The sequence below is a fragment of the Sneathiella aquimaris genome (genome assembly GCF_026409565.1).
GTDB classification, from domain to species: Bacteria; Pseudomonadota; Alphaproteobacteria; order Sneathiellales; family Sneathiellaceae; genus Sneathiella; species Sneathiella aquimaris.
In genome coordinates this window covers 1,618,040-1,631,619 of record NZ_CP112881.1, presented here as the reverse complement: position 1 = coordinate 1,631,619, position 13,580 = coordinate 1,618,040, and the positions used below count along the sequence as shown (strand labels likewise).

Here is a 13,580-nt window from a genome sequence, read left to right as displayed (position 1 = left end):
TCGAGCGTAAAGAACATGCCTGACACGGAAAAACTGAAACTCATTCAGGAATTTATGTCCCTTCCTAACCCGGGTAATGAAGAATATCTGAAAGTTGGAATGGACAATTGGTCGGACAAAATAAAAACCAATTCTAGTATTGAAGAGTTTGCCCGAAAATATGGCGAAATAAAGGCCGTTCAATCTTTGTTGGCTGCAATTTTTGGGAACAGTCCTTATTTATCCCATTGCCTGCTCTCGGATCCTCAGTTTTTTATCGAAATCCTGACGGATGGGCCGGACGACACACTTGACCGGTTTTACAATAAACTTGAAGAAACCCTGTCTCCAACAAGTAGTATGGAACAGGTCATGTCAATCTTGCGAGGCGCGAAAAAACAAATCGCATTGCTGACCGCCATTACTGACATTTCATCTGTTTGGCCGCTGGAAAAAATCACCAGAACACTTGCAGATTTTGCCAGCTATGCGGTAGAAGCCTGCTTTTCCCAACAATTACGCAGCGCCCATGATAAAGGCGATCTCCTTCTGCCGCATCCTGAAACCCCCTGCCTGGGATCCGGCCTGATCGTCCTGGGCATGGGAAAACTCGGTGCATGGGAACTGAACTATTCGAGCGATATCGACCTGATCGTTCTGTTTGACAGTGATTTGCTGAACTATACTGGCCGAAAATCCTTGGGCGACTGTATGGTCCGCATGACCCGTAATCTCATCAAAATGATGCAGGAACGGACAGCCGATGGATATGTCTTTAGAACCGATCTACGCCTGCGCCCCGATCCAGGCGCGACGCCTATTGCCCTCTCCCTTGCTGCCGCACATACTTATTACGAAAGTCAGGGGCAAAACTGGGAACGGGCCGCCATGATCAAGGCCAGACCCATTGCCGGTGATATCCATGCGGGTGAAGAATTTATCGAGTTTTTAAAACCCTTTGTTTGGCGCAAATTTCTGGATTTTGCTGCCATTGCCGACATTCAGGCGATCAAGTCGCAGATCCATGCTCATAAAGGCTTCGCAGATATATCACTGGATGGCCATAATATTAAAATCGGCCGAGGTGGCATTCGGGAGATCGAGTTCTTTTGTCAAACTCAACAGCTTATTGAAGGGGGCAGAAACCCTGCCCTTCGATCCCCGTCCACAATGGTGACGCTTCAAGATCTTACAGATGCCGGAAAAACAACCGACACCGTTAAAGAGGATCTTCAAAATGCCTATGTCTTTTTAAGGACGCTGGAACATCGCCTGCAGATGATCCATGACGAACAAACGCAATTACTACCCGCTGACACAAAAAGCCTGAATAAACTGGGTGTTTTCATGGGATATGACAATCCCGATGAATTTCGAGACATGTTGAAAACAACGCTGCAAACTGTCAAAACCCATTACGATAACCTTTTCAAGTTTGAAGAAGAGACAGACGGGCCAAGCTTGCGACTGGTTTTTACCGGATCAGACGACGACCCGGAAACATTGGCCTCGCTAAACAGTCTTGGATATGAAGAACCGCAAAGAGTTAATCAGCTTATTCGCGAATGGCATCACGGCCGCTACCGCTGCACCAGAACAGTGCGGGCACAGCAATTACTGACAAAATTGGTGCCGACCATTCTGGAAGATTTAGCCGACAACGCCAATCCAGATGCAGCATTTCTACGATTTGATTCATTCCTGAAGAAACTGCCATCGGGCGTTCAGCTTTTTTCCCTGTTCAGTGCTCATCCAAGCCTGCTGAAACTTGTCGCCAAAATCATGGGAATGGCGCCAGACCTGGCGGATCGACTGGCCCATAATCCATTGCTGTTAGATGGTGTAATATCCTCTGATTTCATGGACCCAATCCCGGACAAATATGAATTACAGCAGGATCTGGAATTAATGCTGTCGACTGCCCGGGATTTTCAGGACATTCTGGACTTTTCTCGACGTTGGCTCAATGATCTGAAATTCCGGGTTGGTGTGCAGATCCTCCATAATATTGAACATGGCAGTAATCTTGGCGCAACGGTTGCTGCGGGCGCCGCTCTCACCCGCCTTGCCGAAGTTGTCCTCTCTAGCCTGTTGCCGCGCGTCGAACAGGAACTGGAATTAAAACACGGAACCGTCCCCAACGGCAGTTTTGCAGTCATAGCTGCAGGTAAGCTCGGTAGCCGGGAAATGACCCCGCGCTCAGACGCAGACTTGATCTTTGTGTTTGATGCGCCCAGCGAAACAACGATGACTGATGGCAAAAAGCCAATTCCCGCAGGTTTATTCTATACCCGGTTAAGCCAGCGCTTAATCAACAGTTTAAGTGCCCTCACTGGCGAGGGAGCACTTTACGAAGTCGACATGCGCCTGCGCCCACATGGAAAGTCTGGCCCCCTCGCCCTCAGCCTCGAAGGGTTTGAGAAATATTATCGACAAGATGCCTGGACATGGGAGCATTTAGCCTTAACCCGCGCTCGCGCTGTTGCTGGGGATTGGGAGTGTATTGAAAAAGCGGATGCCGCCTTATTAAGAATATTATCGTTGCCGCGCGACCGTGCGCAGATTTCACGCGATGTGCAATCAATGCAGAACAGACTTCATAAAGAGCATTCCAGCAAACCGGTCTGGGCTCTAAAACACCATCCTGGAGGTATTATGGATCTGGAGTTCATTTGCCAGTTCCTGAAACTTGTGCACGGACATAACCACCCGGAAGTATTATCACCGAATACAATCGAGAGCATTGAGGCGTTGAACAAAGCCAATATTCTGAACCAGGAGGACACCCAGACCCTGAGTGATACCATGAAGTTTTACCTTAATCTTCAAGGGCTGATCCGCCTGTCTCTAAAAGATCGGATTGTGACGGATGCCATACCCAGTCCGTTAAAAACGGCACTGGCCGCAGCCGTCAACTGCCATGATTTTAAAGACTTATGTGACACCGTGGTGAAAAAACAGACTTTAATCACAGCTCTCTTCTCAAAAGTAATAAAATCAGAATAAGAAAACCCGAATTTTCAGTGCGGTAACGCTCACAATTCTTCTTTCGGTAGTATTACTTGCAACTATATAATTTTCTTCGGTGTTCATTGTAAAAACAAAGAAGAACGTTAAAAATATAAAGACCTCAGAGTTTTGATTTATTTCCTATATTTACCAAAAACCTCCTCACTAAACTCGGTTTACTGTTTGAAACCTGCCTATTCAATGAGTGTTTTCACAATTACCCAAATTTATCAAAAATTTAAAGGTTTCCTTAATCTCTAATAGTCTAAATAGACTAATATTAGGAAGTTTTAAATTGGGTGAATCGCTGTGTTCAAAAATCTCTCACTTAGAAATCAATTGTTTCTACCATTGATAATCACCTTGGTAGGTCTCATTATTATCGCCGCCATCTTTTTCATTGGAACGAACAAGAACATTGAAAACCAACAAGACTATTTGGGCGTTCGAGAAAGTCTTAGCCTGACACAGGAACTGGAACGGTTAATGTTGGAGGCTCGCACAGAGGAAAAGGATTTCATTCTCCATGGAGATTTAGAAGATTCGGAGAAACACATTCTAACCATACGCAATATCGATGCCCTTATAGAAACCTTTGAGACACGCTTATCTGATTCTGACTATGCAGAACAGATTTCCGACCTAAAAAACAACATTAACACATATGCAACTGCATTTAACGAAACAGTGTCAACATTCCAGCAGGTCGGCCTAAGTGAAAAAAGCGGACTTCAAGGAGAGGCGAGAAATGCAGTCCGTAGTATCGAAGATTTGCTGAAACAATCCAATAGCGATACTCTAACCGTGACAATGCTGATGATGCGCCGTCATGAAAAAGACTTCCTTCTTCGTTTTGATCCCAAATATGTCGGCCGTCTTGCAACCCGGTTTGAAGAGTTTCAGGCGCAACTGGCAGGAACGTCGTTTTCGGCTGATGAGAAACAGAAACTAATTGATGCGATGACCACCTACAAACAAACGTTTGATGCGATGGCCGCAGGCTGGATAACATTGCGCGAACAGATATCAAATCTCGAAGGGATCTCTAACACCACTCAAGAGAGCGTCAAAGCTCTAGAATCCTCTCTTAATGAATATGCTGCGGCAAAACGCCTGGAAACCCAATCGACGGCGACGACCATCACTTATTCTCTATTCGGGGCGATTGGAATTGCCGGGCTTCTCATGGTGATTGTCACCGGATTAATTGCGCAAGGCCTTCGGGCCCTGCTGTCAGCCGTTGGTGATACCATGAAAACGATTTCAGGAGGTGATTTGGAAACCGAAGTATTTGGGTTGAACCGAGAAGACGAAATCGGGAACATGGCCAAAGCTTTGGAAGTTTTCCGCAATAACGCTGTCGAGAATATTCGCCTGACCGAAGCAAACGAAAAAGCGAAACTGGAACAGCTGCGCGCAGAAGAAGAACAACGCAAGCGAGAGGCAGAGCTGCAAAGAGAAGAAGCCGAAAATCAGGAGCGTGCCCTAAAACAGCAAACCGAAAAAACCAACCGGATGAACGATATCATTCAGAATTTCGATGCCAAGGTGTCGAAAGCAATGGAAACACTGATTTCGTCCTCTTCGCAGATGAAAAATGCTTCCTCTGAAATGAAACGTCAGTCTGAAGAAAGCGGCAGCCTTGCCGAGACGGTGAATAGCCGTTCAAACATGATGAGCGGAAACGTGAATTCTGTCGCGTCTGCAACAGAAGAGTTAAGCGCATCTATTCTGGAAATCAGCCGACAGATTCAGAAATCAAATACTGTAACGAAACAGGCTGTCGACGACACACATCGCGGTACCAACTATGCAAAAGACCTGTCCGAAGCAGGACAAAAAATTGAAACCGTCGTTGATCTTATTCAGGATATCGCTAACCAGACCAACCTGCTGGCCTTGAACGCAACGATCGAGGCGGCAAGAGCGGGTGAAGCCGGTAAAGGATTTGCCGTGGTTGCCAGCGAGGTTAAATCCTTAGCAACACAGACCTCAAAAGCAACAGAGGAAATCAGCGGTCAGATCCACGAAATGCAGAACGCAACAAATCTGGTTGTCGCTGTGTTAAGTGAAATCAGTGAGATCGTCGATAGCGTCAGCAATATTTCCACAGAAATTTCGGCCGCAATGGAGGAGCAATCTGCCGCAACGAACGAGATTTCCGGTAGCGTTCAACAGGCTGCAGATGCGGCTCAGAATGTTGCCAGCAGTGTAAGTACCATCAAGAACAACGCGACTGATACCCGTGAAATTTCTGTAACGGTCGAACAAACAGCGACTAATCTTGAAGACGTGACAACAGAATTCCAGGGAGAAATTGACAACTTCCTGAAAGATGTTCGCGCTGTCTAAACCGCACTCAATGCGTTCAGAAAGCCCGCTTGGTAAAAGCGGGCTTTTTTTGTTCATTTTGCGATCCGCTTGCGAACCAATCCGAGGGTAGACTTGTATATGCAGCCTGTCACTGCTAAGTGAGAAACAGCAAACCGTTCAAATAAAGAGGCAAGAATGACAGAAGAAGGTACACCGGTCCCCCAATTCAGCATGCCAACCGATACAGAAGGCACTCTTTCATCAGAAGCGCTGAAAGGACAAAAATATGTTTTGTACTTTTATCCTAAGGATGACACGCCGGGCTGCACGACAGAAGCAAAAGGCTTCACCGAACTGGCTGAAGAATTCTCCGCTTTGGATGTAAAAATCATTGGCGTCTCCAAGGATCCGATTGCAAAGCATGAAAAGTTCCGTGCCAAACATGATCTATCGGTTATTCTGGCAAGCGATGAAAACGGTGAAACCTGCGACGCCTTTGGTGTCTGGGTCGAAAAGAATATGTATGGCCGAAAATATATGGGCATTGAACGGGCTACCTTTCTTATTAACGCCGAAGGGATTGTTCAAAAAATCTGGCGTAAAGTTAAAGTCAAAGGACATGTCGAGGCTGTGCTGGACGCCGCAAAAGAACGTTAAGTTTGCCGTTCATGACAACATTATGTGATCTGGCACTAGAGGTTCTGAAAACCGCTGATGCTGCTAAAAAAGCAGCGTTAAGCCGCCGGGCGGCGGAAGCCTGGCGTGTGGACCCGCTAATGCCGGTTGGAACGCCTTCTGGCATCCCCGACCGTCCAGCAAGACCTCCCCGGCCCGAGCTCATCTCCCCAACAGAAATGCCCAGGCGCCGGGGGCAATCCGCAGAAGCAAGGGCAACCCTGCTGCACGCCGTTTTGCATATTGAATTAAACGCCATTGATCTTGCGTGGGATATGATTGCCCGTTTTACCGAGGAGAAATTCCCGCGAGCCTTTTACGACGATTGGGTGCGTGTCGCGGACGAAGAAGGTAAACATTTCGGCCTTTTGTCCGATCGTGTTGAGCAACTTGGCTACTGCTACGGTGATTTTCCCGCCCATGACGGGTTGTGGGAAGCCGCCTTCACCACCCGGAATGATGTATCTGCCAGACTTGCAGTTGTCCCCATGGTTCTGGAAGCCAGAGGCCTGGATGTAACACCGGGCATGATCAAGCGATTCGCGAAAATTGGCGATATGGAAAGTGCCGATATCCTACAAATTATCCTGGAAGAAGAGATCGGACATGTGGCGACAGGCAACAGGTGGTTTCAATTTATGTGCCGCAAAACTAATTTAGATCCAAAAGAATACTGGCAGAAAACAGTTCGAAAGAACTTCAAAGGCCTTTTAAAACCACCATTTAATGAGGAAGCACGGCAACAGGCCGATATGCCGTCAGAGTACTATATTCCGCTTTCTTTCAAAGAAAACATCAAGCCATGACATCTCCTCTCTTATTCATTAATCCGTCGTGGAAGAGTTGAATTTTTTCTAAAAATCAGTTTAATAGGCGCGGGCTTGGCAAGGGGATTATGCCAGACAATTCTATGGGGAATTTCATGAAGTTTAGACCTGTGATAAGCAGGATTTTTGTTGAACGTCAAATCATCATCAGTTCTCAAGGTCACTTGAAGCATTTCAAGATCAGTAGCCGGGCACAAATGTCTGCGGCTCTCTTGGGTTTTTCTTCGTTGGCACTGGTTGCCGGACTACTTGTCAGCCATACTCAACAAAGCAACCAGCTTGCTTTTCAGGGTAATCAGCTGGATCTATTGCAGGAAAAAGTCCGCACTGTTTCTTCCAATTTATTGCTGTCTCGATCCAACCTACAGCTCACCAAAACCGAACTGGATCAACAATATGCCCGGTTGGAAGAAATTCTGACGGAACGTCAAACGCTTGAAAGCACCCTTCAGACAGCGGCCGCCAACCTCAAACAAACGGCCCATGATCTTGATAGCCGGGATCAATATGCGCGCGATCTGGAAAACCGGATCAGTCTGTTGACTGACAAGCTGAAAATGACGAATGAGCGCAGCGAAAATCTGTCTCTGGAAATCACAAAGATGAACAAAGCGCTCTACCATACCACGGAAGAGCGCGACCAGTTTGCCGAAGCCAAACTGATTGCCCAAAAGAAGCTGTCTTCCCTTAACCGGGAACTCCAGATGTTTCAATCGAGCAAGGACGAAATTTACAATCGCCTTCAATCAACAAAAAAACGGTTAAATGCGTTTGAAGAAAGCCAGCGGAAAAAAGAGGCGGCGGAGCGCAAACTTAAATCGCAAATTGCCAGCCTTGAATCCCGCCTGCATACAATTTCCACTGAAAACAAGGAATTGATTGCCCGTGTTCATGAACAGGCTGTGCAGGGAATTGATGCCCTGAAGGAAACCATTACCCTAACAGGGCTTGATCCGGACGATATCCTGTCATTGGATAATATTGAAGGAAAAGGCGGCCCCTACTACGGCCTGTCTGGCGCAAAGAACGCTTTGAAAGCCGAACAGGACTATTATGACAATGCGCAGAAGATGGAACTGAGCTTGGCCAAATGGACCTCTTTGAACTCCATCATGAAAAATATTCCTTTAAGCCGCCCAACGGATGTTGGATTTGTATCATCAAGTTTCGGCATGCGTCGGGATCCCATTCGCAAGAAACGGGCCTTTCATGCGGGTATGGATATCAGCGGCCCAAAAAACACACCTATCTATTCAACTGCGCCGGGCGTGGTCAGTAAGGCAGGCCGGGATGGGGCCTATGGCCTGATGGTCGAGATCGACCATGGACAGGGCTTTAAAACCCGCTACGCGCATTTGAAGAAAATATATGTTAAACGCGGTGAACAGATAGAGTTCAAAACAAAAATTGGTAAAATGGGGTCAACCGGCAGAAGCACGGGCCGCCACGTCCATTACGAAATTCGATACAACGGTAAACCACAGGATCCGGCAAAGTTTTTTAAAGCAGGAAACTATGCCTTCCAGTCAGCCCCGAAAGAAACCGAATAGTCCATTCTTAAAGGAACACCCGAATGTTTTCAGGAACCGGTGATAAAAAAGGTAAAAGTAATGTGCCACAGGATGGGATGCCATCCATTATCGCAAAAGGTCTTGTGATTGAGGGAAACCTGAATTGCGATGGTGAATTGCAGGTCGATGGCATTGTCACAGGCGATATTTCAGCGGAAACCCTTTGCATTGGGGAAACCGCTCATGTGACAGGTGAAATCGATGCGGGTGAAATATTAATACGCGGAAAGGTCGATGGCGGCATCAAGGGTAACAGTGTAACTATTTCCAGCTCAGCCAGCGTTCGGGGCGATGTCATCAATTCATCTTTAAGCATCGAACCCGGTGCCAAAATTGATGGTCACTGCAAACATAGTGATAACCCGCGCGAAGCAGCAGAACCGATTGCCTTATTCTCTGAAGCTGAAAAAACGATCAGCGAATAACAGAACCATAGAACCACGAAAAAAGGCCCCGAGAACCGGGGCCTTTCTTAGTCGGATTGACGTCCGTATTAGCCAACGATTTCAGCGCCAGCAAAGAAATACGCGATTTCGATAGCAGCATTTTCTGCGCTGTCTGAACCGTGTACTGAGTTTGCTTCGATGCTTTCTGCAAACTCTTTACGGATTGTACCTTCCGCAGCGTCAGCTGGGTTTGTTGCACCCATAACTTCGCGGTTTTTAGCAATCGCGTTTTCACCTTCCAGAACCTGTACAACAACAGGACCGGAAATCATGAAATCAACAAGTTCGCCGAAGAAAGGGCGTTCTTTGTGAACTGCGTAAAAAGTTTCTGCATTTTCGCGGGTCATCTGAATACGCTTCTGCGCGACGATGCGCAGGCCAGCTTCTTCCAGCTTGGCGCAAACAGCACCTGTCAGGTTACGGCGGGTTGCGTCTGGTTTTACGATAGAAAATGTACGTTCAATAGCCATTGTGATCACTCTGGTTATGTTGGGAAAAATTCGTTATTGCGCGCCTTATAGCGGGACTAGCCGCGCCCTGCAACTGATTTACGGTTTTTTTCACCAATAGGCGGCTATTTTCCTGTTCTGATCCTATAAAGCCTGATAGATACCCTCCCATGTTACAAATCCAAGATATTACATTCAGAATTGCCGGCAGAACTCTGCTTGAAGAGGCATCCATCCATATTCCCCTCGGACACAAGGTTGGCCTTGTTGGTCGCAACGGGACGGGTAAATCCACTTTGTTCAAGCTGATCACCGGGGAACTCCATCATGACAGCGGCGACATTCGCCTGCGGAACGGCGCACGGCTGGGTATTTTGCCCCAGGAAGCCCCTTCCGGTCCGGAAAGCCTGCTGCAGACTGTTCTCGATGCGGACCTGGAACGAAAGTCCCTGCTGGAAGAAGCCGAAACAGCAACGGATCCGGAACGGATCGCCGAAATTCACACCCGCCTTGCAGACATCAACGCGCACACAGCCGAAAGCCGGGCCGCAAAAATTCTGGCAGGTCTTGGTTTCGATCACGACGCACAGCAACGTTCCTGCGCGTCTTACTCTGGTGGCTGGCGAACAAGGGTTGCCCTTGCTGGAACGCTTTTTGCGGAACCTGATCTACTGCTCCTTGATGAGCCAAGCAACTATCTCGATCTTGAGGCCACATTGTGGCTTGAGAATTTTCTACGCTCCTATCAACGCACATTGATTATCATCAGTCATGATCGCGATCTGCTTAACAACGTGGCAGAAACCATTGTGCATCTGGAAGAGCTGAAGCTTCATAAATATTCGGGCAACTATGATTTCTTCGAGAAAACCCGGGCCGAGAAACTTGCCTTAGCGGCCGGTATGGCCAAAAAACAGGAAGCACAAAGAAAGCATCTGCAATCTTTTGTTGATCGTTTCCGGGCAAAGGCATCGAAAGCCAAACAGGCGCAAAGCCGTGTAAAAATGCTTGAAAAAATGAAGCCCATCGCCTCCGTAATGGAAGAATATACAGTCAGCTTTGACTTCTCCTCACCTGATCCGCTGTCCTCGCCAATATTGGCAATGGAAGATTGTCAGGTCGGATATACGGTAGACAAACCTGTTTTAAGAAACCTCAACCTGCGAATTGATATGGACGACCGTATCGCATTGTTGGGATCAAACGGAAATGGTAAGTCCACTTTTGCCAAGCTCATCGCCGGACGCCTTAAAACACAGTCTGGTCAATTGCAAAAGTCCAACAAGCTTAAAATCGGTTTCTTTGCCCAGCACCAGCTGGACGAAATGCGCCCTGACGAGTCAGCGTATCAGCATCTTGCTGAAATCATGCCCAACGCCACGGAACCAAAGGTTCGCGCAAAACTCGGCAAGTTCGGTTTTTCAAGAGACAAATCCGATGTAGCTGTTGCGCAATTATCCGGTGGTGAAAAAGCTCGTCTGAACTTCTGTCTGCTTTCTATCGAAAAACCACATATTCTGATCCTCGACGAGCCGACAAACCATCTGGATGTTGATGCGCGCGAAGCTTTGGTTCAGGGCCTGAACGAATTTGACGGTGCTGTGCTTCTTATCAGTCACGATCCTCATTTGGTGAGTTTGGTGGCTGACCGTCTCTGGTTGGTCGGTGACGGCGGTGTCGCGCCCTATGAAGGCGACATGGAAGAGTATAAAAAATATGTACTTGATCAGGCACGTGCGGCGGCATCAGGTAAAAAAATGGCGCCTCCGGGAGCCATCCAGCAACAGCCCGCTGCGCCTAAGCTAAGCAACAAAGAAGCCCGACAGGCTCGCGCCAATGCGCGGGCAGCGCTTGCCCCAAAGAAGAAAGAAGTCAATCGGTTAGAGAAGGTTGTTCAAAAACTAGAACAAGATATTCAAAAATTTGAAACCGTGCTGGCGTCCCCGGAAACTTATGACAAGGGCGCAGACTACCAGGCCGAGTTGGTTGAAAAAATCGGAAAATTAAAAAGTGACCTTGAGGCTGCCGAAGAGCAGTGGATGATTGCCTCTGATGAATTGGAAAGCCTGAAAAGTCCGTCCCTCTGAGGGACGGCTTGGGGCCGATCCGGGTGGCCTGCGGGTCAGGCCTTTTTCTGCCAGCCGGTTTCCGTCTGCTGCCAATAGGTAACGCTCACGCCGTCAGATTTAAACTGTTTCCAACGATCACGGGCTGCGTCCAGCGCCGCGTCATCATTGCTGTCGAACATATACAGGCACCGCTCAAAATCATTTAGATCGGTGGCGTCACTATTTTCCAACAAAACCAATACATCCGAACGATTCAGGTTTTCTTCTTCCTCCAGCGCCAGAAGAATTGGCTGTTGGTCTGCTGGTCCATCTTGCGCAGTGCCATGCGGTAAAAATGACCTTGCGGAATAAGTCCAAAGCGCTGTATTCAACTGATCCTGTAGATCTTCTGTTTTGAAGCGAACAAGCGCCCGCATACCCCGCTCACTTACTTTTTCAAGCAACCGAGGCAGGGCACGCTCTAGAGGCTCAGCCTGTAGATGATAGAAACTGACTTCTGTCATCAGGGCGTTTATTTCCCTTCGTAATTGTCCCGAACAAACCGATCGAGCAAACGAACGCCATAACCGGTTCCGCCTTTTGGAACAGTTGGCGTGTCTTTCTTGGACCAGGCCATACCTGCAATATCAATATGTGCCCAAGGTGTATCACCCACGAACTTTTTCAGGAATTCAGCCGCGACAATGGACCCTGCACCACGCCCCCCGGTCCCGATATTCTGAAGGTCTGCAATCGGTGACTTCACCTGTTCTGCATATTTATCAGACATCGGAAGACGCCAGACGCCTTCACCGACACGTGTCCCCGCCTGATAGATTTTATCAGCAAGCGCATCGTCATTTGAAAACAGCCCGGCATTTTCATGCCCCAGCGAAATAATAATAGCGCCCGTCAACGTAGCCAGATCAATCATGATTTCAGGCTCAAACCGGTCTTGCGTATAGTAAAGCGCATCGGCCAGAACCAAGCGCCCTTCGGCATCCGTATTCAAAATTTCAATCGTGGTTCCTGACATTGCAGTCACAATGTCGCCCGGGCGTTGCGCATTACCGTCTGGCATATTTTCCACCAGACCAATAACACCGACCACATTGACTTTGGCTTTTCGCCCGGCAAGCGCCTTCATGAGACCTGTAACAGTACCGGCACCGCCCATATCCCATTTCATTTCTTCCATACCGGGTCCCGGTTTCAAAGAAATACCACCGGTATCAAAACAGACACCTTTACCAACAAAAGCAATCGGTTTACGGGCGCTTTTCTTACCAGATGCACCGTTCCAGCGCATAATAACCATCTGGCTTTCTCGCACAGAGCCTTGGCCAACGCCGAGAAGGGCACCCATTCCCAAGCGGCGCATTTTGTCTTCGTCAAGGATTTCAACCTCAACACCAAGGTCGGTCAACTCTTTGCATCGCTCGGCGAAGGTTTCAGGATGCAGCGTGTTTGCAGGTTCACTGACGAGATCACGTGTCATGAAAACGCCTTCAGCAACAGCTTCAAGGTCGATAAATGTTTTACGGGCACCGGCGGATGTTTTACAGGCAACCGTCATCCGAACCAGAGATGGTTCAGCGGCAGGATCATCTTCTGTTTTGTAGCGGGTAAAACGGTAAGCTGCCAATTTAGCGCCAAAAGCCACAAAGGCTGCGGCGTCACTATCCTTGACAGCGCATTCCCCTAACCCATCCAGAATAACCGTTACATTCCGTGCACCGGAACTGTTAAGTTTTTGAACAAGGCGTCCGCCCAGATCTTCCAGATCTGTTTGACCAATTTTTTCGCTTTCTCCCATCCCGAACAGAACCACACGGGAAACGTCCAGACCATTGGGGGCCAGAATTTCCAGCAAATCCCCTTTTTTGCCTTTAAATCGACTGGTTTCCAGCGCACGTGACAAGACGCCCCCGGTTAAGTCATCGACCTCTTTGGTCATCGGAGAAAAACTGTTATCCGCATAGACCGGAACAGCCAACGATCCACGCTTTGGAAGTGAGATTTCGGAAAAGGCGAATTTCATTTTCAATACCTAATTTCTTTTGGATGTTTTCATATTTCAATTCAATCTGACCTTAATCCTTACCCCAGCATCCCGATTGCCGCAACCGGCAATGACGTCCTTTTTCACCCCTTGAAAGAACATCCAACGACTAACCTCTTTCATTTTCAGACTATTTGTTCGTCTTTCAGCGAATTTTCAGTGCATTTATGATGCTTCTGTGTGGCGAATAAAAAATCATTC

At 47.9% G+C, this 13,580-nt stretch carries 10 protein-coding genes; 7 read left to right on the top strand and 3 right to left on the bottom strand.

Translation table 11 applies throughout. From position 1 onward, the window contains the following. Positions 1-15 precede the first annotated feature (15 nt). From OIR97_RS07595 to OIR97_RS07570, 6 genes are all read left to right on the top strand, one after another. Positions 16-2,985, top strand: a complete 2,970-nt coding sequence (locus tag OIR97_RS07595) for a bifunctional [glutamine synthetase] adenylyltransferase/[glutamine synthetase]-adenylyl-L-tyrosine phosphorylase (protein ID WP_169544968.1) — start codon at positions 16-18, stop codon at positions 2,983-2,985. Between the two features lie 312 nt (positions 2,986-3,297). Next, positions 3,298-5,340 carry a methyl-accepting chemotaxis protein gene (locus tag OIR97_RS07590; RefSeq protein WP_169544967.1) on the top strand — a complete coding sequence of 681 codons (2,043 nt, stop codon included), beginning with the start codon at positions 3,298-3,300 and terminating at the stop codon, positions 5,338-5,340. Positions 5,341-5,496: 156 nt separating this feature from the next. Beyond that, positions 5,497-5,958: a thioredoxin-dependent thiol peroxidase gene (gene bcp / locus OIR97_RS07585; protein WP_169544966.1), complete on the top strand. Its 462-nt coding sequence runs from the start codon at positions 5,497-5,499 to the stop codon at positions 5,956-5,958. 11 nt (positions 5,959-5,969) lie between these two features. Continuing rightward, positions 5,970-6,782 (top strand): ferritin-like domain-containing protein, encoded by an 813-nt coding sequence (locus tag OIR97_RS07580; protein ID WP_169544965.1) that lies wholly within the window; start codon positions 5,970-5,972, stop codon positions 6,780-6,782. A 116-nt stretch (positions 6,783-6,898) separates the two neighbouring features. Further along, positions 6,899-8,353, top strand: coding sequence for a M23 family metallopeptidase (locus OIR97_RS07575; protein WP_169544964.1), 1,455 nt, complete (start codon positions 6,899-6,901; stop codon positions 8,351-8,353). A gap of 23 nt (positions 8,354-8,376) precedes the next feature. Then, positions 8,377-8,799, top strand: a complete 423-nt coding sequence (locus tag OIR97_RS07570) for a bactofilin family protein (protein WP_169544963.1) — start codon at positions 8,377-8,379, stop codon at positions 8,797-8,799. Positions 8,800-8,867: 68 nt separating this feature from the next. Here OIR97_RS07570 and ndk read toward each other — a convergent pair whose 3' ends face one another. Next, on the bottom strand, positions 8,868-9,290 hold the full coding sequence (ndk, locus tag OIR97_RS07565) for a nucleoside-diphosphate kinase (RefSeq protein ID WP_169544962.1): 423 nt from the start codon (positions 9,288-9,290) through the stop codon (positions 8,868-8,870). A gap of 149 nt (positions 9,291-9,439) precedes the next feature. On the opposite strand from ndk, the gene OIR97_RS07560 reads away from it, so the two are divergent. Beyond that, a complete protein-coding gene (locus OIR97_RS07560; RefSeq protein ID WP_169544961.1) occupies positions 9,440-11,356 on the top strand; it encodes an ABC-F family ATP-binding cassette domain-containing protein in 1,917 nt (638 codons plus the stop codon). Between the two features lie 35 nt (positions 11,357-11,391). Here the strand turns inward: OIR97_RS07560 and OIR97_RS07555 are convergent, their stop codons facing one another. Both OIR97_RS07555 and OIR97_RS07550 read right to left on the bottom strand, forming a co-directional pair. Next, on the bottom strand, positions 11,392-11,841 hold the full coding sequence (locus tag OIR97_RS07555) for a DNA polymerase III subunit chi (protein ID WP_169544960.1): 450 nt from the start codon (positions 11,839-11,841) through the stop codon (positions 11,392-11,394). Positions 11,842-11,849: 8 nt separating this feature from the next. Continuing rightward, positions 11,850-13,358, bottom strand: coding sequence for a leucyl aminopeptidase (locus OIR97_RS07550; RefSeq protein ID WP_169544959.1), 1,509 nt, complete (start codon positions 13,356-13,358; stop codon positions 11,850-11,852). Positions 13,359-13,580: the final 222 nt, after the last annotated feature.